Raw genomic sequence first — 20,641 nt, 5'->3', positions numbered from 1 at the left:
GCTCAGAACCTCTCCGGGTACACGAGGGCGAGGACGAGGTAACCCAGCAGGGAGACGGCCACGAGCATGCCGACGATGTTCTCGGCGGTCACAGCTTGGCCACCCCTCGGGCGATGAGAGCCACCAGTGCGAAAACCGCGACCGTGGTGACGACGAAGGCCAGATCGGCCATCGTGAGCTCCTGGATGAAGTGATGAAATGGATTTCGGCCAAGGCGGCCGATGTAGAGCAAACCGCGAGCTCAGGCGGGCGTTAAGACCTCTTGACGGGCTCCATACGGGCAGACCGGATCTCTTGATGCCGCCCTGACGCAGAACCGGTTCGGCAGCGGTGGGGCTCAGCCGCCGTGGGCCAGCCCGGCCGAGGCCAGGGCGGCGCCGGCCTGCGCGGCGAGGGCAACGGCGACGAGCCGGGCCTGCTCTGAGGGCAGCGGGCCCGGGATCGGGTCGAGGAGGAAGCGGCCGTAGTAGTGCCCGCCGCCGAGGGCGCGCAGCTCGGTCTCGCCTTCCGGCCACCGGTCGGGCCAGTACGTGGCCTCGGTCTCCCCGGTGTCGAGGCCGAGCCACAGGGCGCCGTCGTGCTCCAGCCGGGGGAGGTGCCCGATGAGCGACCCGTACTCGAAGCGGCAGTCGCGCAGGTTCAGCAGGCCGATGAGCTCATGGCGCACGTGCTCGACGACGGCCTCGGGGGAGCTCCCCTCCTCGGCGAGCCGGACCGTGCCCTCCAGCTGGGACAGGTGCGCGGCATCGGTGGTCACGGCGCCCTGGAGGCGGCGTGCGCGCACGGACAGCTGGGAGACGATCAGGCCGACGATCAGGAGCAGGACTGCCGTCTGGACATCGTCACCGTCGGCGATCGTGAAGCGACCGTACGGCTGCGTCAGGAACAAGTCGAACCAGGCCGCGGCCGACAGCGCGGCGAGGGCCCCGGCCAGCCGGGTGCCGAGCGCGGCGACCGCGACCACGGCGACGACGAGGATCAGGGCGGTGTTCGTCGCCGAGAGATCCGTACGGAAGGGCACGAGCGCGAGCGCCACGAGGAAGGGGACCACGAGGGCCGCGATCAGGGCGAGGCTGTCGTGGAGTCGATACCCGGACATGTGCTGCCTCCCGTCCGGACGCGCTGGTCTCGATTCGGGTGGTTCGCCTCGGGTTGGGTCGGGTCGGGCGGAACCCTTGTCGGGACCCTTCTCAGAACTTCTCGGGCTTGATCAGGGCCGCGATGAGGTAGCCGAGCAGAGCGAGGGCGATGATCAGCCCGACCACGTTCTCAGCGTCCATGGATCATGTCTCCGATTCTCCTGGTGGGGGCGGTGCTCCGCCACCTCCACAGTGCCCGCGCGGCTCGCCGGGGTATCGGACGGGAACGGCCTTTTGATGCGTTTCATACGGTTTCCACTCGCACGCATCAGAAGGACGTCAGGGTTTACGGTTCCGGTGTCAGAAGAACGTCAGCGGTGCCGGCAGGTGCCCGCCGGCTGCCGTTCCATGGACCGCATGCCTGGACCGAAACTCGTGCAGGACCACAACTGGGCGCCGGACGCCCGGGCCGCGGCCGGCGTCGCCGTGCTGTTCTCGGGACTGCTCCTCGCCGTCGACGCCGCGGCAGGCTGCACCCACTGGCAGCGCGTCCTGCTCTGGACGGCCCTCGGCCTCACACTGCTCGCCGTCCTCTGGCCCAACCGGGTCCGCGCCGCCCCGGGCATGCTCATGACCCGGGGACCGCTCCACCACCGCCGGGTCCGCACCGACCGGCTCGTCTCGGTCGCCTGGCATGACGGCGTCGCGCAGCGACTGGTCCTGAGGGACCTCGACGGCAACCGGCTGGAGGTCGATCCGCGGGTCTTCGCGGCGAACCCGGCCCTGTGGCACCTGTTCGACCAGGGCGTCAAGGTGAGCCTGTCCCTCGGCACCCTGGGGGAGGGCGCGGACGCGCTCCGGCGGCTCGCGCGCCTCATCGACCGGCAGACCGTGAGGACGGTCTTCAAGATCTCCGACATGGACACCGCCTGAAGGGGTTCCACGACCCCGCTACAGGCGGTCCACTACAGGCGGTCCACTACAGGCGGTCCAGCGGTACGGCCGCGTAGGACTCCCGCAGTGTGCCGATCACCGGGTCTTCGGCGCGGAAGACGATGTCGTCGACCGCCGCCAGCGCCCGTACGCCGAGGCCGGTGCTCGTGGCGAACGCCGCCCGCATCGAGCGCAGCCGGGCATCCGTCACCGCAGCCGTGACATGTCCGGCCCCGGCGGCCCGGAGCAGCCGCATCGTCGTCCCCGCAAGCACCTCGGCCTCGGGCCAGACCACGGCCCCGGCCTCGTCCACGAAGCCGATGTTCCACGTGCAGCCCTCGGAGACCAGCCCGTCCGCACCGGCGAACAGTACGTCGTCGAACCCGGCGAGCCGCGCCGCCCGCCGCAGGCGCAGCTGCCCGAACAGCGCCACGTGCTTCACGGACGGCGTGTCGCGGTGGAAGGGGAGCCGCTGCACGCGCAGCGCCGGCAGCGGGCGGCCGGCGGTGCCCGCGGCGGGGCGCGTCGTCACCAGCACGCCCGGCCGCCGCGCACGGTCGGGGGCCGTCAGGTCCAGCTCGGGGTCGAAGACCGTGACCCGCACCATGACCGCCCCGGCCCGCCCGCCGCCGGCCTCCCTGCGTACGCACTCCCGCACCCACTCGGGATCCAGCTCCGCCCCGAACACCGCACGGCAGTCCGCGACCAGCCGGGCGAGGTGCAGGGCCAGCCCCCGCACCCCGCCGTCCTCGACCTTCATGGTGGTGAAATGCCCGTAATTGGTCAATGCGAGGGCCTGTAGGGCCGCGGGGGAGGCGGGGGAGCCGTTCAGGGTTGCCATACCCGCAGTCTGCACGTCGTGGCCCCGCGCACCGGACGGCCGCGACAGAACCGCGTCAAGGTCCTCGGGCCGGGCCCCGCCGGGCGCCGCACTCGCCCGATGATGACCTGGCGGTGTCGTGTCCTACGCGCGCGTCGGGAACGAGGAGGCGGGTTCGGTGGTGGCGGCGGAAGTCCGGCGGGGGCGGTTGAAGGTCCTGCTCGGCGCGGCACCGGGGGTGGGCAAGACCTGCCGGATGCTCGACGAGGGCCGGCGCCGGGCCGAGCGCGGCACCGATGTGGTGGTCGCGTACGTCGACTGCCGCGGGCGCCGTCGTACGCAGGAGAAGCTCACCGGTCTCGAACTCCTGCCACGTGCCCGGGCGGAGCTGGACCTGGACGCGGTCCTCGCCCGGCGGCCGGAGGTGGCGCTGGTCGACGAGCTCCCGCACACCAATGCCCCCGGCGGCCGCAATTCCGCCCGCCGGCAGGACGTCGAGGAGCTGCTCGCCGCCGGGATCGACGTGGTCACCACCGTGAACATCGCGCACCTGGAGTCCCTCGGTGACGTGGTCGAGAAGATCACCGGGGTGCCGCAGTTCGAGTCCGTGCCCGACGACGTGGTGCGCCGCGCCGATGAGCTCGAACTCGTCGACCTGCCCGCCGAGGCGCTGCGGCGCCGGATGGCCCACGGCGATCTGTACCCGCCGGAACAGGTCGACGCGGCGCTCGCCCACTACTTCCGGGTCGGGAACCTGACCGCCCTGCGGGAGCTCGCGCTGCTGTGGGTGGCGGGCCGCGTCGACGAGGCCCTGCAGACGTACCGCTCGGAGCACGGCATAGGCGGGGTGTGGGAGACCCGGGAGCGGGTCGTGGTCGCGCTCACCGGCGGCCCGGAGGGGGCGACGCTCATCCGCCGGGCCGCCCGGATCGCCGCCCGGTCGGCCGGCGGCGACCTGCTCGCCGTGCACATCGCCCGCAGTGACGGCCTTGCCGCGGGCGCCTCGTCCGCCGCGCTGGCCGGCCAGCGGGCCCTCGCCGAGAGCCTCGGCGGCAGCTACCACTGCGTCGTCGGCGACGACGTCCCGACCGCGCTGTTGGAGTTCGCCCGCGCCGAGAACGCCACGCAGCTGGTCCTCGGCACCAGCAGCCGCAGCCGCCTCGAACGCTTCCTCACCGGGCGCGGCATCGGGGAGACGGTCGTCGGGCACTCCGACGACATCGACGTCCACATGGTCACCCACGAACGGGCGGGCCGCGGGCGCCTGTTGCCGTCCCGCCGGCGCACGCTGCCGACGTCGCGCCTCATCGCGGGGCCGGTGCTGGGCCTCGTCCTGCCGATCGCGCTCACCTTCCTCCTCGACCGCACGCGCGGCAGCCTCAACCTCACCAGCGAGGCCCTGCTCTTCCTGCTGAGCGTCGTCGGCGTGGCCTGCGTGGGCGGGGTGGTCTCCGCCGTCGTCGCGTCCGTCACGGCCTCGCTGCTGCTGAACTACTGGTTCATACCGCCCGTCGGTGCGTTCACGTCGACCCTCGACAGCGTGCTGGCCACGGTGGTGTTCGCGGTGGTGGCCGGGACGGTGGCGGCCGTGGTGGACCGGTCGCTGCGGCTCTCGCGCCGCTCGGCGCGGGCGACGGCCGAGGCGGAGACGCTGTCCTCGCTCGCCGGCTCGATCGTCCGCGGCGACCAGACGGTTCCCGCGCTCCTGGAACGGGCGAGGGAGACCTTCGGCATGGACTCCGTCGAGCTGCTGGACGCATCGGTGGCCGAGGCATCAACGCCCCCTGTGCGCGCAGGCGTTCCGCTGACGCAGGTGCCGATCGGGCAGGACGCCAGGCTGGTCCTGCGCGGCCGTACGCTGCCGGCCTCCGAGCGCCGCGTCCTCACCGCGTTCGCCGCTCACGTGACCGCCGCGGTGGAGCGGGCCCGGCTGGCCGAGGCGGCCGCCGAGGTGGAACCCGTCAAGGCCGCGGACCGGATGCGTACGGCGCTGCTCGCCGCGGTCAGCCACGACCTGCGCACACCGCTCGCCGGGGGCTGGGCCGCCATCAGCTCCCTGCGCAGCAGCGACGTGGAGTTCAGCGAGGAAGACCGGGCGGAACTCCTCGCCACCGCCGACGAGTCCATGGCCCGCCTCAACCGGCTGATCGAGAACCTGCTCGACATGAGCCGCCTCCAAGCCGGGGCGCTGACCCTGAGCCTGCGCCCCACCGTACTGGAGGAGGTGCTGCCGGCCGCCCTGGAAGCCCTGCCGCCCGATGCGCCCGCCGTCGAGACCCGGGGGCTGGAGACGGTTCCCGCCGTGCTCGCCGACCCGCCGCTGCTGGAACGGGTGATCGCGAACCTCCTCGGCAATGCCGCCCGCCACGCCCCCGAGGGGACCTCGGTGCTGCTGACGGCCAGCGCGCTCGCCGGCCGCGTCGAGTTCCGGATCGTCGATCGCGGGCCCGGGCTGCCCGCCGCCGACCGGGAGAAGGCCTTCGTACCGTTCCAGCGGCTTGGGGACACCGACAACACCACCGGCGTCGGGCTCGGCCTCGCCCTGTCGCGCGGTCTCACCGAGTCGATGGCCGGCACGCTCACACCGGAGGACACCCCCGGCGGCGGCCTGACCATGGTCCTCGCCCTCCCCGCCGCCGAGGCGACCGCCGTCGTCAGGAGTGCGTGAAGAGTGGGGTGGCGGACATATGGATGTCGCCAAGACGGCTGGCGATGACCCATTCCCGCCCAGACGCTGTCCCTCGTCTTCGCTCAATCGGAGGGACCGGCAACAACATGGCCATGCACACGGGTAAGACGGACACGGCGACCAGGGTCCCCGGTCCGGAGGAGCCCCCCGATGCCCGGTCCGGCGACCGGCACAAGCTCACCGCGCTCCAGGGGCTCGCCGCGCTCTCGCTGGACGCCATGGCGTCCGTCGCCTACGGGCCGGAGTCGATCGTTCTGGTGCTCGCGGCGGCCGGCGCGTACGGGATGGGGTTCACGCTCCCGATCACCGTGGCGATCGCGGTGTTGCTTGCGGTGCTGGTGGCCTCGTACCGGCAGGTGATCGCGGCGTTCCCGGACGGCGGCGGCTCGTACGCCGTGGCCAAGCGGCACCTGGGGCGGCGTACGAGCCTGGTGGCCGCGGCCTCGCTGATCCTGGACTACGTGCTGAACGTCGCCGTGTCGGTGACGGCCGGAGTCGCCGCGCTGACCTCGGCGTTCCCGCAGCTGTACGGCGAGCGGGTCTGGCTGTGCCTGGCCGTCCTGGTGCTGGTCACGGCCGTGAACCTGCGCGGCGTGGTCGACTCGGCGAAGGCCTTCCTGATACCGACCGCGGTGTTCGTCGGCTCGATCCTCGCGATGATCGCCGTCGGCCTCTTCCGGGACGGGCCCGTCAGCACGGCGTCCGCCGCAGGGCATGCCTCCGCGCTCGGCGAGGGCGCACTGCAACACAGTTCGGGGGCCGTCGGCGCGCTGCTCCTGCTGAAGGCCTTCGCGGCCGGCTGTTCGGCCCTGACCGGTGTCGAGGCCGTCGCCAACGCCGTGCCGTCCTTCCGTGCCCCGGCGGCGCGGCGCGCGCAGCGCACCGAGGTCGCGCTCGGCGCCCTGCTCGGCGTGATGCTGATCGGCCTGTCCATCCTGATCGGCCGCTTCCACCTCCAGCCGGTCGAGGGCGTCACCGTCCTCGCCCAGCTCGCCGACGCCTCCTTCGGGCACAACATCGCCTTCTACGTGGTCCAGTTCGCCACGATGGTGCTGCTGGCCCTCGCCGCGAACACCTCCTTCGGCGGACTGCCCGTCCTGATGAGCCTGCTGGCCCGCGACAACTACCTGCCGCACCTCTTCTCGCTCAAGGCCGACCGCCAGGTCCACCGCCACGGCGTGCTCGCACTGGCCGCCGTCTCCGCGGCCCTGCTGGTCTTCTCCGGCGGCGACACCAACTCCCTCGTACCGCTCTTCGCGATCGGCGTGTTCGTCGGCTTCACGATCTGCCAGGTCGGCATGGTCCGGCACTGGTACGGGGAACGCCCCGCGGGCTGGCGCAACAAGGCGGCCCTCAACGGATTCGGAGCGGTCCTCACCGGTGTCGCGGCCGTCGTCGTGACCGCCACCAAGTTCACCGAGGGCGCCTGGATCATCGTCCTCGCCCTGCCGCTGCTGGTCCTCGGCTTCGAGAAGATCCAGCGGACGTACGCGCAGATCGGGGAGCGCCTGGAGCTCGGCCGGATCCCGCAGTCCCCGACGCGGTCCCGCTCGCTGGTCGTCGTACCCGTCTCCGGGCTGTCGAAGCTGACCCGCCAGGCGCTGACCGCCGCCCGCTCGCTGGGCGACGAGGTCCTCGCCGTCACCGTCACCCACCCCACGGCCGAAGACCGGCAGGCCGCCGAAGCCCTGCGCCGCGACTGGGAGCTGTGGAACCCGGGAGTCGAGCTCGTCGAGGTCACCTCGCCGACCCGGGCGCTGGGCCGCCCCGTCTCCGGCTACGTACGCGAACTCACCGCGACCCACCCGGACGCGCAGGTCACCGTGCTGATCCCGGAGACCGAGCCGGCGCACCTGTGGCAGCGGCTCCTGCAGAACCAGCGCGGCTCGGTCGTGGCCCACGCGGTGCGCCGCGACACGGACGCGGTGATCTGCCGACTGCGGTTCCGCATCACCGGTGTCACCGACACCACCGGCGCCACCGGCATCACCGACGACAGGCGTCGGCCCCGGTGACCCAGCGATCCCGCAAGCACCAACGCCCCGGCCCCGCCGGCATGCTGGAGCCCGAGCAGCTCGCCGCTTCCGCGCGCGAGGCCGTCCGCAAGCTCCACCCGCGCGAACTCGTCCGCAAACCCGTGCTGTTGGTCGTCGCCGTCGGCTCCGTGCTGACCACGCTTTCGGCGCTGCTGCACCCGTCGGTCTTCACCTGGGTCATCAGCGTCTGGCTCTGGCTGACCGTGCTCTTCGCGAACCTCGCCGAAGCCGTTGCCGAAGGCCGCGGCCGCGCCCAGGCCGAGTCGCTGCGCAAGGCCCGTACGGACACGGTGGCGCTGCGGCTCCAGCACTGGACGTACGGAACGAACCTGCGCCACGCGCCGACCGAGGCCGTCACCCCGGCCGAACTCCAGCCCTTCGACTTCGTCCTGGTCGAGGCGGGCGAGACGGTCCCGGCCGACGGGGACGTCGTGGACGGCGCCGCCATGGTCGACGAGTCGGCCGTCACCGGCGAATCGGCCCCCGTGCTGCGCGAGTCGGGCGGCGACCGCTCCGGGGTCACGGGCGGTACGACCGTGCTGTCCGACTCGATCGTCGTACGGGTCACCTCGCGCCCGGGACACAGCTTCCTGGACCGCATGATCGCCCTGGTCGAAGGCGCGGCCCGGCAGAAGACCCCGAACGAGATCGCCCTCAACATCCTGCTGGCCGCCCTGACCGTGATCTTCATCCTGGTCGTGATCACCCTCCAGCCGATGGCCGGGTACGCGCACGCCGCCCAGGCCACGGCCGTCCTGGTCGCCCTGCTGGTCACCCTGATCCCCACCACCATCGGGGCGCTGTTGTCGGCGATCGGCATCGCCGGCATGGACCGGCTCGTCCAGCGCAACGTCCTGGCCATGAGCGGCCGGGCGGTGGAAGCGGCGGGCGATGTGAACACCCTGCTCCTCGACAAGACCGGCACCATCACCACCGGCAACCGCGAAGCCGAACGCTTCGTCCCGCTGCCCGGCGTCGACCACGGCAAGCTCGCCGACGCCGCGCAGCTGTCGTCGCTGGCCGACGACACCCCCGAGGGCCGCTCCGTCGTCGCCCTCGCCGAGCGGTACGGCCTGAAGGCCCCCGCGGAGCACGAGCTGAGCCGGCCGCGATTCGTCCACTTCAGCGCCAAGACCCGGATGAGCGGCATCAACCTGAGCTGGGCGGGCGGCAACGGCTGCGCCATCCGCAAGGGGGCCGTGCAGGAGGTCTGCGACTGGGTGACGATGCGGGGCGGGAGCGTACCGGCCGAGACCGCCGAACGGGCCGCGCAGGTGTCCCGGTCGGGCGGTACGCCGCTGCTGGTCGCCGTCCACGACTGGGAGGGGCCGCGGGCACTCGGGATCATCCACCTCAAGGACGTGGTCAAGGAGGGCATCCGGGACCGCTTCGCGGAACTGCGCAGCATGGGCATCCGTACGGTCATGGTGACCGGCGACAATCCGCTGACCGCGGCGGCGATCGCCGCGGAGGCGGGAGTCGACGAGTACCTGGCCGAGGCCACGCCCGAGGACAAGATGGCCCTCATCAAGCGGGAGCAGGCGGGCGGCAAGCTGGTCGCGATGACCGGTGACGGTACGAACGACGCGCCGGCCCTCGCCCAGGCGGACGTCGGAGTGGCCATGAACACGGGCACCTCGGCCGCGAAGGAGGCCGGGAACATGGTGGACCTGGACTCCAACCCCACCAAGCTCATCGAGATCGTCGAGGTGGGCAAGCAACTCCTCATCACGCGCGGCGCGTTGACCACCTTCTCGATCACCAACGACGTCGCCAAGTACTTCGCGATCATCCCCGCCATGTTCGCGTCGGCCTACCCCGGGCTCGGGGCCCTGAACGTCATGGGCCTGCGGAGTCCGACCTCAGCGATCACCTCCGCGATCATCTTCAACGCCCTGATCATCGTGGCGCTGATCCCGCTCGCGCTGCGCGGCGTCCGCTACCGGCCCGCGTCCGCGCACGACCTGCTGCGCCGCAACCTCGCCGTGTACGGACTGGGCGGCCTCGTCCTGCCGTTCGTCGGCATCAAACTCATCGACCTGGTGGTCTCCGCGATCCCCGGGCTCGGATGAGCTCGGTGGACGGGCTCCGTTGACGGGCGGCGTGGAGGAGTTCCGTCAACGCCGGATCAGGGACCCGTAAGAGGCCTTGAGGCATCGCTCGCGGCTCGGGTTGGATGAGTCCTCGGACATCGGCCTGCGCGTCCGCGCGCCGCAGGCTCCGCCGCCGGGGCGGCCCCCGTCCGGCCGCCCCGGCCTCCTCCCTTCCGCCCCAGGGGTGGCCCCGTGATCGAGCTGCACCCTTCCCTTCTCCCGTCCCTCGCCCCGTGGTTCCCCGCCGGATCCCCGGGCATCGGCGCGCTCGCCGAGCACGTGCTGAGAACGGGGAGCGGCCGCTGGTGGTGCGACCGCCCCCGCAACCCCCGGGTCCTGGCGGTCTCCTGCGGGGACCACGCGCTGCTGCGCGGGGACCCGCGGGGCCTCGCCGCCGAGGAACTCCGCCCGCTGGCAACCCACTACGTGCATGCCTCGGCCGGCTTCGCGGCTTCGCTGCACACGGCGTTGGAGGGCGTCACCCCCTGGGAGCGGATGATGTACGTCCGCCGGCCCCCCGCCCTGCCGGCCCGTCCGCCGCGCGGGGTGACCGTACGACGCCTCCTCGCGGGCGATGCGCGGGCATTGGCGGCGCTCGGGCCGCAGGCGTCGTGGATCCACGGGACCTGGGGCGGCCCGCACGGCTTGGCCGGCTCGGGCGCCGCATGGGGCGCCTTCCACCGGCGCGAACTGCTGGCGGTGGCGTGCGCGTACTTCGCGGGCAGCCGGTACGAGGACGTCGCGGTGCTCGCCGATCCCGGGCACCGGCGCCGGCACCTGGGACTGGCCTGCGTGAGCGGCCTGTGCGAGGACATGGCGGCCCGCGGCCGGACCCCGACCTGGTCCTGCGCCCGCGACAACCGCCCCAGCCGTCTCCTGGCCTGGCGGGCGGGCTTCCGCCTGGAGCACGAGTACGTCCACTACGCCACCCGAGGCCTCCGCACCCCCTCTCCACCCCACCCGGCCCCCGCTCACGCGTAGCCGCACCGCCCGCCATCCTTTACTTGCCAAAATGGAAAGTAGAGATCATTCTGGAAAGTAGCTGATTGGCATCGGAGTTGAGGGGGACCTGCTGTGAGTACGTCGGGAAACGCCGTCGGGGCTTTGGGACAGGCGGCGGCGCTGGAGAAGGCCGCACGGCGGCGGAGCGGGTGGTATGCGCGCTACCTCACGGTGTTCGGCGGGAGCCAGCTGCTCCTGGTGCCGGCGGCGCTGCTGTGGCACGGGTTCGCAGCAGCCTCCACCCTGGCGGTCGCCCAGGTACTGCTGGTCGGGGGGCTGAGTGCGTACGCCGCCCGGCAGCCGGTGGTGCGGCGCGGGTTCGGCTTCAGGCACGGGGTCATCGTGGGGACGTGGAGCCTGGTCTTCGTCGGGACGGTGGCGCTGGGCAGTACCCTCTTCGCCGACAGTGTGCCGTTCACCGCCGTCGGCGCGCTCGCCTGTGCGCTGCCGCTTGCCGTCGGGGCCGGTCTCGAACAGCGACGGTCGTCGTGACGGCGGACCCCGGAGGCGGACTCCATGCCGGTTCCCACCCACGGCACGGGCTCGACTCGCTGCTCAACGCACCCGTCCGGATCTCGGTGATGGCGGCCCTGATGCCGCTGGACAAGGCGGAGTTCGGCTTCGTGCGCGACCTCGTGGAGGTCACCGACTCGCTGCTCTCCAAGCAGGTGGCCGCTCTGGAGGAAGTCGGTTACGTCGAGGTCCACAAGGGAAGGGTCGGCCGGCGTCCGCGTACCTGGATCGCCGTGACGGCGGACGGCCGCACCGCCTACCAGCGGCATCTCGCGGCCCTGCGGGCGATCGCCGGCGACTGGGGTCAGTGAGCGGGTCGGGGGGTGTGGCCGATCGGGGGGACCGGGGGGCCCGGGGGGAGGAGTTCGGCCGTGACGAAGGCCACGACCGTGGAGAGGATCGCCACCGGCATCATCGCCGTACTGCCCAGCACCAGGACGACCAGGATCACGGTGCTGACCGGAAGCCGCAGCGCGCTCACGGTGGCGGCGGCCATACCGGCCGCCAGCCCCGCGCCGACGCCCAGGCCGGGCAGGGGCGAGCAGAGGATGCCCGCCGCCGCGCCGAGGAACAGCGACGGGAAGATGGGGCCGCCGCGCAGGCTGCCCAGGCACAGGGAGAACGCGGCGCCCTTGCAGAGCAGGACGGCGATCAGCGCGCCCACGCCCCAGGCGTGCGGATCGGCGACCAGCCGGCCCATCGTGTCCTGACCCGAGGAGGCCACGTCCGCGGGATTGAGGCCGGTGCCCAGCGCGTAGGCGGCCGCGCAGGCGCCGGCGGCGAGCGCGCAGAGGGTCGTGACGAGCAGCGGCCGTCCGGCGACGTGGACGGCGGTCAGCCGGCCCCCGTGCTGGATCAGGTGCACGGCGCAGGAGATGACCACGGCGATGAGGATCGACCAGACCACGTCACCGAAGTCCAGCCGGGGGAACTCCATGCCCGGATTCACCTTCAGGTTGCCGGTCGACAGACCGGTCCAGCGGCCGAACCCGGTGAACACGAGCGAACCGATGCCGCTGGACAGCAGCGCCGGCAGCATCACCGCGAACAGCCGGGGGCCGCCCACGCCCGCGATCTCCATCAGCAGCACGGCGGCGATCAGCGGATTGCCGAAGATGGCGGCGATCGCCGCGGCCGATCCGGCCGCGCCCAGCAACGCGGTGCTCATCGGCGTCTCCGGGGTTCCCGTGAGGTGCCGGAGGGCGACCGCGAGTCCGCCGCCCAGCGCGATGAGCGGGGCCTCGGGGCCGAGCGTGGCGCCGAGCGGGAGGCTGAACACGGCCGCGAGGATCACCCCGGGCAGGACTGCGGGCCCGGAACCGCTCGGGTGCAGACCGGAGGCGGGGATGTGGCCGCCGGCCCCGGGGAAGTGGGTGACGATCAGCCCGACGCAGATGCCCGAGACGAGCAGCAGAGGAAGCGGCCACCACCACGGCGGTGAGTCGAATCCGGCGGCTTGCGGGAGGTCCACCCACACCAGGCGTTGCAGTTCTTGGAGCCCGGCGAGGAACCAGAAGGCGGCCAGCGAGACCGGGATGCCGACGAGCCCGCAGAACAGCAGCGTTTTCAGGTACCCCGGTGCCCGGAGCAGCTCGCCGAGCTTCGCGGCTTCCGTCGGCAGTGACGCGGGATTCGGCTGAGGTTGCGGAGTCGGCGGAGTCGGCTGAGTCGGCTGCGTCATGGAGCCGTTCCTTCCCGTCCCCCGTCCTCACCCGTGCGTGCGGCCTAAGGCCATTGCAGCACCGTGCCCGTACGCCCGCACCTTCGCGCACCCCCGAACCTCGCCCGTTCGACCATCCGCCCTATCACCGCGACGGGCCAGGTCGGCCGGGCCAGAATGAAGGCGAGGCCCGTCCCTGAGGAGACCCCCGATGACGACGACCACCCCGCCGGTGCTGTCGGTGCGCTGATGCCCTCCGGCAAGAACGCGCGCAGTGCCCCGCACCCCTCGTGGTGGCGGACCCGGTCGCGCGCCGCGACGGCGGAGGCCCGGCGGCTCAAGCACCAGGCCGAGTCCCGCTTCCCGGTGGTCACCAACGCCGCGGAGCGCATGCTGGCGGTCGACATCTTCGACTCCGCGACACGGCTCGCCGCGCAGTGCTTCCTGACGGCCGTGCCGCTGCTCTTCGTCTTCGCCTCGTTCGCCCCGCAGGCCGTACGGGAGCAACTGCTCGCCTCGGTGCGCGCGGTGTTCGGGCTCAACGGCGCGGCGAGCGAGCAACTGAACAGCATCTTCGCCGGCTCCCACGGGGATTTCCAGAATGCGGTGGGCCTGGTGGGCGCCGTGATGGTGCTGCTGTCCGCGACCGCCGTCAGCCGCGCCATGCAGCGGCTGTGCAAGCGGGCGTGGGAGATTCCGCGTACGGGGGTGCGGATCGCGGTCTGGCGCTGGCTCGTCTGGATCGCCGTCTGGATCTGCCTGCTAGCCCTGCAGGGCCCCGTACGCAACGGGTTCGGCCTCGGGCTCTGGCTGGGCATTCCGCTCACCCTCGTCTTCCAGACGCTGGTGTGGTGGTGGACCCAGCACCTGCTGCTGGGCGGGCTGGTCGGCTGGCTCGCACTGCTGCCGGGAGCGGTGTTCACCGCCGTCGGCCTCACCGCCCTTTCGATCACCGCGCGCTTCTACATGCCGATCGCCCTCAACCGGGCACTGGACGAATTCGGCTCGGCCGGTTCGGTCTTCGTCCTGTTGTCCTGGCTGATCGTGGTGTGCGTGGCCGTCGCCGTCGGCATCACCACGGGGGCCGTCCTGGCGCAGGAGCCGTTCCTCGCCCGCCGGCTGGGCAGTCCGACCCCGAACCGGCTGGGAGCCGAACAGGGCTGAACAGGGCCGAGCAGGGCCGAACAGAGCCGAGCAGGGCCGAGCGGCTCCAGGGGCCGCTTCGTACGGACGGCAGCGCACTGCCGGGAATGCCATGCTGGGCAGCGGGGGCCCGAGTGACGTGGCCTGGAGGTGCATGGCGATGGCAATGCGTGCCGCAAGGGCGGAGGAAGACATCCGGCGGCTGTCCGCCGAGGAGCGGGCCGTACGCGGCCGATCCGCCCGACGCAAGGCACCCCGCTCCGATCACGGGGAGTTCGAGCCGTCCGCAGACCGCGAGGACCCGGTGGACGTACTCGTACGGCAGTCGGCCGGCCGGGTGGAGGACCTGGTGCCGATCCGGTACGGGCGGATGGTGGAGTCGCCGTTCCGCTTCTACCGGGGTGCCGCCGCCGTCATGGCGGCGGACCTGGCCCACACACCGGACTCGGGACTGCGGGTCCAACTGTGCGGTGATGCCCACATGCTGAACTACGGGCTCCTCGGCTCCCCGGAGCGCAATCTGCTGTTCGACATCAACGACTTCGACGAGACACTGCCCGGACCGTGGGAATGGGACGTCAAGCGGCTGGCCGCGAGCCTGGCCATCGCCGGGCGGGAGAACGGCTTCGACGATCGCGAGCGAGCCGCGATCGTCCTGGCCACAGCCAGGTCCTATCGCGAGCAGATGCGCCGCTACGCCGCGATGAATCACCTCGACGTCTGGTACACGCGGGTCGACGCGGAACAGCTCCGTACGCTGGGGGCGGCCGAACTGCGCTCGCGCGGACGCAGGAAACTGGCCGAGGAGCTGGCGAAGGCGCGCGGGCGCGACAGTCTCCAGGCCGCCGGGAAGCTCACCGAAGTGGTCGCCGGGGAACGCCGGTTCAGGTCACTCCCGCCTCTCGTCACACCCCTGTCGGAGCTGCTGCCGGGCGAGGAGCGCAGCTCGCTGGAGGAGCAGATCCGCGACATGGTCGAGAGCTACGGGCAGACCCTGCCGTCGGACCGGCGGCACCTGCTGCGGCAGTACACCGTCGTCGATATGGCGCGCAAGGTGGTGGGCGTCGGCAGTGTGGGCACCCGGTGCTGGATCGTCCTGCTCCTGGGGCGCGACGGCGGTGACCCGCTGATCCTGCAGGCCAAGGAGGCGGGGGAGTCGGTCCTCGCCCCGTACACCGGCCCCGGAGAGTACGCCATGCAGGGCGAGCGGGTGGTGGCCGGGCAGCGCCTGATGCAGGCGGCCAGCGACATCTTCCTGGGCTGGCACCGGGCGAAGGGGATCGACGGCCGAGAGCGGGACTTCTACGTACGGCAGTTGCGGGACTGGAAGGGGAGCGTCGAGCCGGCGCTCATGGTGCCCCGCGGCATGCGGACGTACGGCGAAGTGTGCGGCACCGCGCTGGCCCGAGCGCATGCCCGGTCCGGGGACCGGATCGCCATCGCCGCCTACCTGGGCAGCGGAGACGTCTTCGACCGGGCGCTGGTGCGGTTCGCGGAGTCCTATGCCGACCTCAACGAGCGCGACCACCAGGCGCTGGCGGAGGCGGTGGCCTCCGGCCGGGTGGTGACGGAGTCGGCGTGACGGCGGCCGCCACGGCGGAGTGACCCGACCGGGTGAGTCCCGCAGAACGTGCGATATGCCCGGAGGACCTCGGCGGTGGCGCCGTTGCGGCCGGGCGAGGGGTCCGTCAGAGGCCCGCTCGACATGCGGAAGGCGGTATGCGCGCCAATACTGCTGATCGCGGGCATCGGGCCCGCCCGAAGGAGGCGTCCATGGACGACTACCCCGCGCTCAGTGTGTTCTGGTCCATGCTCTGGTTCTTCGTGTGGATCATGTGGCTGTTCCTGCTGTTCAAGATCATCACGGACATCTTCCGCGATCACGAGATGAGCGGCTGGGGCAAGGCGGGCTGGCTGATCTTCGTGATCATCCTGCCCTTCCTCGGTGTCCTGATCTACGTCATCGTCCGGGGCAAGGGCATGACCCAGCGGGACGTCAAGAGCGCCCAGGAGAACGAGGCCGCGTTCCAGAGCTACATCCGCAAGACGGCCGGGACGGCCCCGGCCGGCGGATCGCACGCCGACGAGCTGGCCAAGCTCGTCGACCTGAAGGACAAGGGCGCGCTCAGCGAGGCCGAATTCCAGCAGGCCAAGGCGAAGCTCCTGGCCTGACCCCGTTATCCGCCCCGCCCGGTCAGTCGATCGGCTGCCTGGCCTCGGCCCGCACCCTCAGGGTCGTCCTGGCCAGGCCGTCGAGGTCGACGGAGGCGGGGTCCTGCCGGGCGGTCTCGGGCGCGACCACGGCGACCGCGGCACTCGTGTTCTCGTCGGCCCAGGAACACATCGGCAGGGTGGTCGTCTCACCCTCCTGGGCCGATGTCAGCACTTGGCAGGTCACGGTGATGCCGGTGCCGGCCGGCGTGATGTCCCGCGGGTGGACCGCCGTCTTGGCGCCGTCGGCCTTCGCGGCTCCGTCCATCATCTTCCTGCGGGAATCCGCCGGGTCCTTGAACTGGCCGTACATCCCGGAGAGGACGAGGACCCCGTCCGGCTGCGTCGGCGATCCGGACGTGTACCGGCCGGTGGCGGGCTTCGGGTTGCGGATCTTCGGGTCGTAGCCCTTGATCGCTTCCTTGCCCTGGGTCTGCGACAGGTCCTCGGAGAGCGTGTACGAGCCGCCCAACAGGGTCTTCGGCACCGTGAGCCGGTACTTGGCCGCGGGGAATCCGACTCCGCTGGTGTGCTGGTTCACCTCGTTCATCCGGTTCAGCACGAACCCGGCGACCACGAGCCCCACCACCGTGGCCGCGATGACGCCGGCGCTCTTCCCGGTCCGGCGCCCGCCCGGCGGCGGCCCCATGGGCGGCCCCATCGGCGGCTGTCCCCACCCGCCCTGACCGTGCTGCGGCTGCGGCTGCGGCTGCGGCTGCGGTGTGGGCGGGTACGGGTACTGCTGGCCGCCGTACGGACCGGGCTGTTGCGGGGGTCCGTACGGACCGGGGGAGTACGGGGACGGCGGCGGCATGCTCATGCCCAAACGCTACTTCACGCGCGGATCACATCTCCGCCCGGGTTGCAGGATTTCCGGGCCTACCGGCAGGTATCGGGCCGGGTTCCGCCCAGGTTTGATAGGAGTTGGCGTATCCGGTGCGTCTGAGCGGGAAGGGCCGACCATGCTGGAGTTCCCCAAGCCGAGACCCGTGGTGTGCACGTACTGCCAGGCGGGCCCGAAGGACGGCACCGCGCGCACCCTGTCGGCGGAGGCCGGCATCCTGACGGTCACTTGGCATACGGCCTCGTGCCCCCACTACGCGGCGGACCGCATCCTCGCCGACGAGCGGACCTGACCTCTGACCCCTGACCCCCGACCTCTGACCCCCGACCCCCGACCCCTGGCCCCTGCCCGCGCCCGGACCCCGGCCGGAATCAGAGCGTGGTGACGAGTCCGCCGTCGATGGTGTGGTCGGAGCCCGTGGTGTTGCCGGCCCGGTCGGAGGCCAGCAGGAGGACGAGGTCGGCGACCTCCTCGGGGCGGGTGAAGCGCCCGGTGACGGACTGCGCGGCGGCGCCCGCCACGATGTCGTCCGGCGTGCTCCCGGTACCACCTGCCACGGTGGCGGCCACCCCCTGATCCCCGAGCCACAGGGCCGTCTCGACCGGGCCGGGGCTCACGGTGTTGACCCGTACGCCCCGCGGTCCGACCTCCTTGGACAGCGCCTTGCAGAAGTTGGCGAGCGCCGCCTTCGCCGCGCAGTAGTCGATCACCCCCGGGTCGGGCAGGTACGCGTTGACCGAGCTGACGGTGACGATCGATGCCGTACCGCGCTCCAGCAGGTGGGGGAGGGCGGCCCGGGTGGTGCGGACGGCGGTCAGGAAGTTGATGTTCAGGGCCCAGGTCCAGTCCTCGTCGGTCAGCGACAGGAACCCGCCCAGCCGGGGCCGGACGGCGCCGACGTTGTTGACCAGGACGTCCAGCCCGCCGAAGGCCAGGACCGCCTCCCGTACGGCGTGTTCCGGTCCGTCCGCAGTGGCCAGGTCGACGGCGACGGGCCGGACCCGCCCGCCCGCGGCCAGCTCCGTCAGGGGGCCGCCCACCGTACGGGCGGCGGCGACGACCAGGGCGCCTTCTCCGGCCAGCGCCCGCGTGATCGCCAGGCCGATGCCCTTGCTCGCTCCGGTGACCAGCGCCACCTTGTCCGTGAGATGCAGATCCACGAGTACCGAGTCTGTACGTCTACGGGCCCGATCCCGTCCCGACAGGGCCGCTACGTCAGGCAGGTGGCCCTGTATCAGCCCAGGCGGGTCGGGGAGGAGGCCGCCGGGGTGAGGAGACGGGGGGCGCCCGAGCCGTCGGCCGGGACCGTCCAGAGGTCGGTGGTGTCCGGCGCGCCCTCGGCGGGCAGGGCGTACGCCACCGCGCGGTCGTCGAGCCACAGCGCCTGGTCGTCCACGCTGCGCTTCTCCGCGAGCGGCTGCTCCCGCAGCGTGCGCAGGTCCAGTACGTGCTCGCGCCACAGCGAAGCACCGCGCATGACGCGCTTCTTGTACACGACCCGGGTCTCGTCCGGGGACAGCGACGGGCACTCGACGTTCTGGGCGAGAGTGGTGACGCTGCGCCGCGAGAGCGAGCCCTTCACCAGGTACGTCTGGCCGGCGGTGGCGAGGGTGGCGTAGAAGGTGTCGTCGTCCCTGGAGAAGGTGACGCCCCAGAAGTTCACGTCCCCCGAGGAGTAGGGGCGGCCGTCCAGCACGATGGAGAACTTCTCCAGGTCCGGCTCGACCGCCCACGTCCGGGTGTCCACGATCGTCGTACGGGTGGAGAAGAACGCGGCGCCGTAGGACTCGCCGGAGACGAACACCGTCCAGGCGGCGAAGTGGCCGCTCGGCGCGACCCGGGCCCGCGACGGGGTGCCCGCGAGCGGGAAGGTGTGCAGCGTGCGCAGAGCCGAATCGACGATCAGGGCCTTGTTGTCCTGGGCGAGCGCGCCCGGCGAGGAGTTCAGGCACACACCGGTGCCGGCGGCGGCGTGGAAGCGTTGGCAGATGAGGCCCGAGGCGGTCCGCTCGGACTGCGGTGTCTGCCCCGGGACCGAGACCAGGGCCCCTCGGTGCGGGCCCTGCGCGCCGTTGAGGAAGGCCAGCCGGTTCTGCTGCCCGAGCGTGACCCGGCCCTGGGCGACCGTCGGGTCCCCCTCGTGCGTCTGCTCGGCGCGGGCGGCGGAGCGCAGTACCAGCGCAGTGCCGAGGCCCCCGAGGAGCAGCACGGCCACCGCGAGTACGAGCAGCCGGCGTGAGCGGGTCATCGGGTTCCTCGGGGGAGTCGGGCGGGGTCGGGAGCGGATTCCGGATCCGGGGCCGACGGGCGGAGTACGAAGCCGGCGACGGCCACGCAGCAGCACAGACCGGCCGCGGCGGCGGCGAGCGCCGGACCCGCGCCCCACACCGTCCAGGCGGCGCCGAAGGCGAGCGAGCAGACGAAGCGGGCCAGCGCCTGGCCGGTACCGACGAGGGCGAGGCCGGTGGCCCGCAGCTTCGCCGGGACGGTCGCGCCGACGGCGGCGGGCAGGACCCCGTCGGTCGCGGCGTAGAACAGGCCGTGCAGGGCGAGGACCAGGTACGGGAGGGCGGGCCAGTGCGGGGCCCACAGCAGCAGCCCGTACCCCGCCAGCAGCAGGGCGTGCCCGGTGAGGAAGACGGTACGGCGGCCGATCCGGTCGGCCAGGGCGCCGGCCGGCACGGCCAGCAGCAGGAACACGGCGGCGGTGCCCAGGGGGAGCAGCGGGAACCACTGCTCGCGGATGCCGGTGCGGTCCTGGAGCAGGAGGTAGAGGAAGGCGTCGCTGACGGTGGTGAGGCCCAGAAGGGCGGCACAGAGGGCGAGGGCGCGCAGCCGGGGCAGGCGCAGCAGCGCCGCCGCCTCGCGGAGGTTCACGCCGGCGGGCTTCGCGCCGCCCGGTTTCACGGTCTCGACGGGATCCGGGCCCGGGCCCGCCCCCGACGGGACGAACAGCATCAGCACCACCACACCGAGCACGGCGATGCACGCGCTGACGCCGAAGACCGCGTCGTAGCCGCCCACCGCCACGTTCAGGATGAAGAAGGCGGCGAGGGGGCCGAGCAGCGCCCCGGTGGTGTCCATGGCGCGGTGCACGCCGAACGCGCGGCCCTGTAACTCGGCAGGTGTGGAAAGGGAGATGAGCGCGTCGCGCGGAGCGGTGCGCAGGCCCTTGCCGGTGCGCTCCAGTGCGAGGACCACGCCCACCGGACCCAGGCTGTGGGCGAGCAGCAGCAGCGGTTTGCACAGGGCGGACAGCCCGTAGCCGATGCCCGCGACGAGCTTGTGGTTGCGGACCCGGTCGGCGAGGTGGCCGCCGGTCAGCTGCACCAGCGCGCTGACCCCGTTGTAGACCCCGTCGAGCGCGCCGAAGCCGAGCGGACTCAGCCCGAGCCCGGCGACCAGGTACAGCGGCAGCACCGCGGTGACCATCTCCGAGGAGACGTCCGTGATCAGGCTGACCGTGCCCAGCGCGAGGACGGCCGAGGCGACCGCGGGGGCCCGGCCGGGCCCGCCGTCCGGTGCGGTCTTCGCGCCGGCGGGCGCGGAGCGGTCCGCGAGGTACATGCTCTGGAGCTCCCGGTGCCGACGGTCTGGTCACTCGTACGTGTGAGTGAA

The 20,641-nt window shown here is 72.3% G+C and carries 21 protein-coding genes; 11 read left to right on the top strand and 10 right to left on the bottom strand.

The window, feature by feature from the left end; translation table 11 throughout:
* Positions 1-2 precede the first annotated feature (2 nt).
* The 4 genes from kdpF (OG509_RS04220) to kdpF (OG509_RS04205) all read right to left on the bottom strand — a co-directional run bounded on the left by kdpF (OG509_RS04220) (position 3) and on the right by kdpF (OG509_RS04205) (position 1,280).
* On the bottom strand, positions 3-92 hold the full coding sequence (gene kdpF, locus OG509_RS04220) for a K(+)-transporting ATPase subunit F (RefSeq protein ID WP_063785181.1): 90 nt from the start codon (positions 90-92) through the stop codon (positions 3-5).
* Positions 89-232, bottom strand: coding sequence for a hypothetical protein (locus OG509_RS04215; protein WP_158708523.1), 144 nt, complete (start codon positions 230-232; stop codon positions 89-91). The genes kdpF (OG509_RS04220) and OG509_RS04215 overlap by 4 nt, the downstream gene beginning before the upstream one ends.
* Positions 233-337: 105 nt before the next feature.
* On the bottom strand, positions 338-1,099 hold the full coding sequence (locus tag OG509_RS04210; protein ID WP_406180220.1) for a DUF4118 domain-containing protein: 762 nt from the start codon (positions 1,097-1,099) through the stop codon (positions 338-340).
* A gap of 91 nt (positions 1,100-1,190) precedes the next feature.
* Positions 1,191-1,280, bottom strand: coding sequence for a K(+)-transporting ATPase subunit F (gene kdpF / locus OG509_RS04205; protein ID WP_063783927.1), 90 nt, complete (start codon positions 1,278-1,280; stop codon positions 1,191-1,193).
* 216 nt (positions 1,281-1,496) lie between these two features.
* Here kdpF (OG509_RS04205) and OG509_RS04200 point away from each other — a divergent pair, with 216 nt between their 5' ends.
* Complete coding sequence (locus OG509_RS04200) at positions 1,497-2,012, top strand: hypothetical protein (protein ID WP_406180218.1); 516 nt, start codon at positions 1,497-1,499, stop codon at positions 2,010-2,012.
* 46 nt (positions 2,013-2,058) lie between these two features.
* Here the strand turns inward: OG509_RS04200 and OG509_RS04195 are convergent, their stop codons facing one another.
* Complete coding sequence (locus OG509_RS04195; RefSeq protein WP_406180216.1) at positions 2,059-2,853, bottom strand: aminotransferase class IV; 795 nt, start codon at positions 2,851-2,853, stop codon at positions 2,059-2,061.
* 118 nt (positions 2,854-2,971) lie between these two features.
* On the opposite strand from OG509_RS04195, the gene OG509_RS04190 reads away from it, so the two are divergent.
* The 6 genes from OG509_RS04190 (at position 2,972) to OG509_RS04165 (ending at position 11,476) form a co-directional block, all read left to right on the top strand.
* Positions 2,972-5,500, top strand: coding sequence for an ATP-binding protein (locus tag OG509_RS04190; protein WP_406180214.1), 2,529 nt, complete (start codon positions 2,972-2,974; stop codon positions 5,498-5,500).
* Positions 5,501-5,607: 107 nt separating this feature from the next.
* Entirely contained in the window at positions 5,608-7,536 is a 1,929-nt protein-coding gene (locus tag OG509_RS04185) for an amino acid permease (RefSeq protein ID WP_406180212.1), read from the top strand.
* Between the two features lie 41 nt (positions 7,537-7,577).
* Entirely contained in the window at positions 7,578-9,629 is a 2,052-nt protein-coding gene (kdpB, locus tag OG509_RS04180; RefSeq protein ID WP_406187455.1) for a potassium-transporting ATPase subunit KdpB, read from the top strand.
* Between the two features lie 213 nt (positions 9,630-9,842).
* Entirely contained in the window at positions 9,843-10,631 is a 789-nt protein-coding gene (locus tag OG509_RS04175; RefSeq protein ID WP_406180210.1) for a GNAT family N-acetyltransferase, read from the top strand.
* Positions 10,632-10,724: 93 nt separating this feature from the next.
* A complete protein-coding gene (locus OG509_RS04170) occupies positions 10,725-11,144 on the top strand; it encodes a hypothetical protein (protein ID WP_406180208.1) in 420 nt (139 codons plus the stop codon).
* A complete protein-coding gene (locus tag OG509_RS04165) occupies positions 11,141-11,476 on the top strand; it encodes a winged helix-turn-helix domain-containing protein (protein ID WP_406180207.1) in 336 nt (111 codons plus the stop codon). The genes OG509_RS04170 and OG509_RS04165 overlap by 4 nt, the downstream gene beginning before the upstream one ends.
* Here the strand turns inward: OG509_RS04165 and OG509_RS04160 are convergent.
* The gene (locus tag OG509_RS04160) at positions 11,470-12,846 is read right to left on the bottom strand and encodes a chloride channel protein (RefSeq protein WP_406180206.1); all 1,377 of its coding nucleotides are present in this window, start codon (positions 12,844-12,846) and stop codon (positions 11,470-11,472) included. The two genes, OG509_RS04165 and OG509_RS04160, sit on opposite strands and share 7 nt — an antisense overlap.
* A gap of 156 nt (positions 12,847-13,002) precedes the next feature.
* Here OG509_RS04160 and OG509_RS04155 point away from each other — a divergent pair, with 156 nt between their 5' ends.
* The 3 genes from OG509_RS04155 (at position 13,003) to OG509_RS04145 (ending at position 16,140) form a co-directional block, all read left to right on the top strand.
* A complete protein-coding gene (locus tag OG509_RS04155) occupies positions 13,003-13,989 on the top strand; it encodes a YhjD/YihY/BrkB family envelope integrity protein (RefSeq protein ID WP_406180205.1) in 987 nt (328 codons plus the stop codon).
* A 139-nt stretch (positions 13,990-14,128) separates the two neighbouring features.
* Positions 14,129-15,550, top strand: a complete 1,422-nt coding sequence (locus OG509_RS04150) for a DUF2252 domain-containing protein (protein ID WP_406180204.1) — start codon at positions 14,129-14,131, stop codon at positions 15,548-15,550.
* A gap of 191 nt (positions 15,551-15,741) precedes the next feature.
* A complete protein-coding gene (locus OG509_RS04145; protein WP_406180203.1) occupies positions 15,742-16,140 on the top strand; it encodes an SHOCT domain-containing protein in 399 nt (132 codons plus the stop codon).
* 22 nt (positions 16,141-16,162) lie between these two features.
* On the opposite strand, the gene OG509_RS04140 is transcribed toward OG509_RS04145, so the two are convergent.
* A complete protein-coding gene (locus OG509_RS04140; protein ID WP_406180202.1) occupies positions 16,163-16,999 on the bottom strand; it encodes a hypothetical protein in 837 nt (278 codons plus the stop codon).
* A gap of 142 nt (positions 17,000-17,141) precedes the next feature.
* Between OG509_RS04140 and OG509_RS04135 the strand changes: the two genes are divergently transcribed.
* Positions 17,142-17,315, top strand: coding sequence for a hypothetical protein (locus OG509_RS04135; RefSeq protein ID WP_406180200.1), 174 nt, complete (start codon positions 17,142-17,144; stop codon positions 17,313-17,315).
* A 79-nt stretch (positions 17,316-17,394) separates the two neighbouring features.
* On the opposite strand, the gene OG509_RS04130 is transcribed toward OG509_RS04135, so the two are convergent.
* The 3 genes from OG509_RS04130 to OG509_RS04120 form a co-directional block, all read right to left on the bottom strand.
* Positions 17,395-18,183 (bottom strand): SDR family NAD(P)-dependent oxidoreductase, encoded by a 789-nt coding sequence (locus tag OG509_RS04130; protein WP_387290066.1) that lies wholly within the window; start codon positions 18,181-18,183, stop codon positions 17,395-17,397.
* Positions 18,184-18,257: 74 nt separating this feature from the next.
* Complete coding sequence (locus tag OG509_RS04125) at positions 18,258-19,271, bottom strand: TolB-like translocation protein (protein WP_406180198.1); 1,014 nt, start codon at positions 19,269-19,271, stop codon at positions 18,258-18,260.
* Positions 19,268-20,590, bottom strand: a complete 1,323-nt coding sequence (locus tag OG509_RS04120) for an MFS transporter (protein WP_406180196.1) — start codon at positions 20,588-20,590, stop codon at positions 19,268-19,270. The genes OG509_RS04125 and OG509_RS04120 overlap by 4 nt, the downstream gene beginning before the upstream one ends.
* Positions 20,591-20,641: the final 51 nt, after the last annotated feature.

It is taken from the genome of Streptomyces sp. NBC_01006 (assembly GCF_045162725.1).
Lineage (GTDB): Bacteria > Actinomycetota > Actinomycetes > Streptomycetales > Streptomycetaceae > Streptomyces.
The sequence above is the reverse complement of the archived record's forward strand: the minus strand, read 5'-3'. Positions and strand labels throughout refer to the sequence as shown.

What these genes read in the sequence shown, in the direction of transcription:
- OG509_RS04210 (WP_406180220.1), bottom strand. Translation starts at nt 1,099, where the DNA reads ATGTCCGGGTATCGACTCCACGACAGCCTCGCCCTGATCGCGGCCCTC.
- kdpF (WP_063783927.1), bottom strand. Translation starts at nt 1,280, where the DNA reads ATGGACGCTGAGAACGTGGTCGGGCTGATCATCGCCCTCGCTCTGCTC.
- OG509_RS04200 (WP_406180218.1), top strand. Translation starts at nt 1,497, where the DNA reads ATGCCTGGACCGAAACTCGTGCAGGACCACAACTGGGCGCCGGACGCC.
- OG509_RS04195 (WP_406180216.1), bottom strand. Translation starts at nt 2,853, where the DNA reads ATGGCAACCCTGAACGGCTCCCCCGCCTCCCCCGCGGCCCTACAGGCC.
- OG509_RS04185 (WP_406180212.1), top strand. Translation starts at nt 5,608, where the DNA reads ATGGCCATGCACACGGGTAAGACGGACACGGCGACCAGGGTCCCCGGT.
- kdpB (WP_406187455.1), top strand. Translation starts at nt 7,578, where the DNA reads ATGCTGGAGCCCGAGCAGCTCGCCGCTTCCGCGCGCGAGGCCGTCCGC.
- OG509_RS04160 (WP_406180206.1), bottom strand. Translation starts at nt 12,846, where the DNA reads ATGACGCAGCCGACTCAGCCGACTCCGCCGACTCCGCAACCTCAGCCG.
- OG509_RS04155 (WP_406180205.1), top strand. Translation starts at nt 13,003, where the DNA reads ATGAAGGCGAGGCCCGTCCCTGAGGAGACCCCCGATGACGACGACCAC.
- OG509_RS04150 (WP_406180204.1), top strand. Translation starts at nt 14,129, where the DNA reads ATGGCAATGCGTGCCGCAAGGGCGGAGGAAGACATCCGGCGGCTGTCC.
- OG509_RS04145 (WP_406180203.1), top strand. Translation starts at nt 15,742, where the DNA reads ATGGACGACTACCCCGCGCTCAGTGTGTTCTGGTCCATGCTCTGGTTC.
- OG509_RS04140 (WP_406180202.1), bottom strand. Translation starts at nt 16,999, where the DNA reads ATGAGCATGCCGCCGCCGTCCCCGTACTCCCCCGGTCCGTACGGACCC.
- OG509_RS04135 (WP_406180200.1), top strand. Translation starts at nt 17,142, where the DNA reads ATGCTGGAGTTCCCCAAGCCGAGACCCGTGGTGTGCACGTACTGCCAG.
- OG509_RS04125 (WP_406180198.1), bottom strand. Translation starts at nt 19,271, where the DNA reads ATGACCCGCTCACGCCGGCTGCTCGTACTCGCGGTGGCCGTGCTGCTC.
- OG509_RS04120 (WP_406180196.1), bottom strand. Translation starts at nt 20,590, where the DNA reads ATGTACCTCGCGGACCGCTCCGCGCCCGCCGGCGCGAAGACCGCACCG.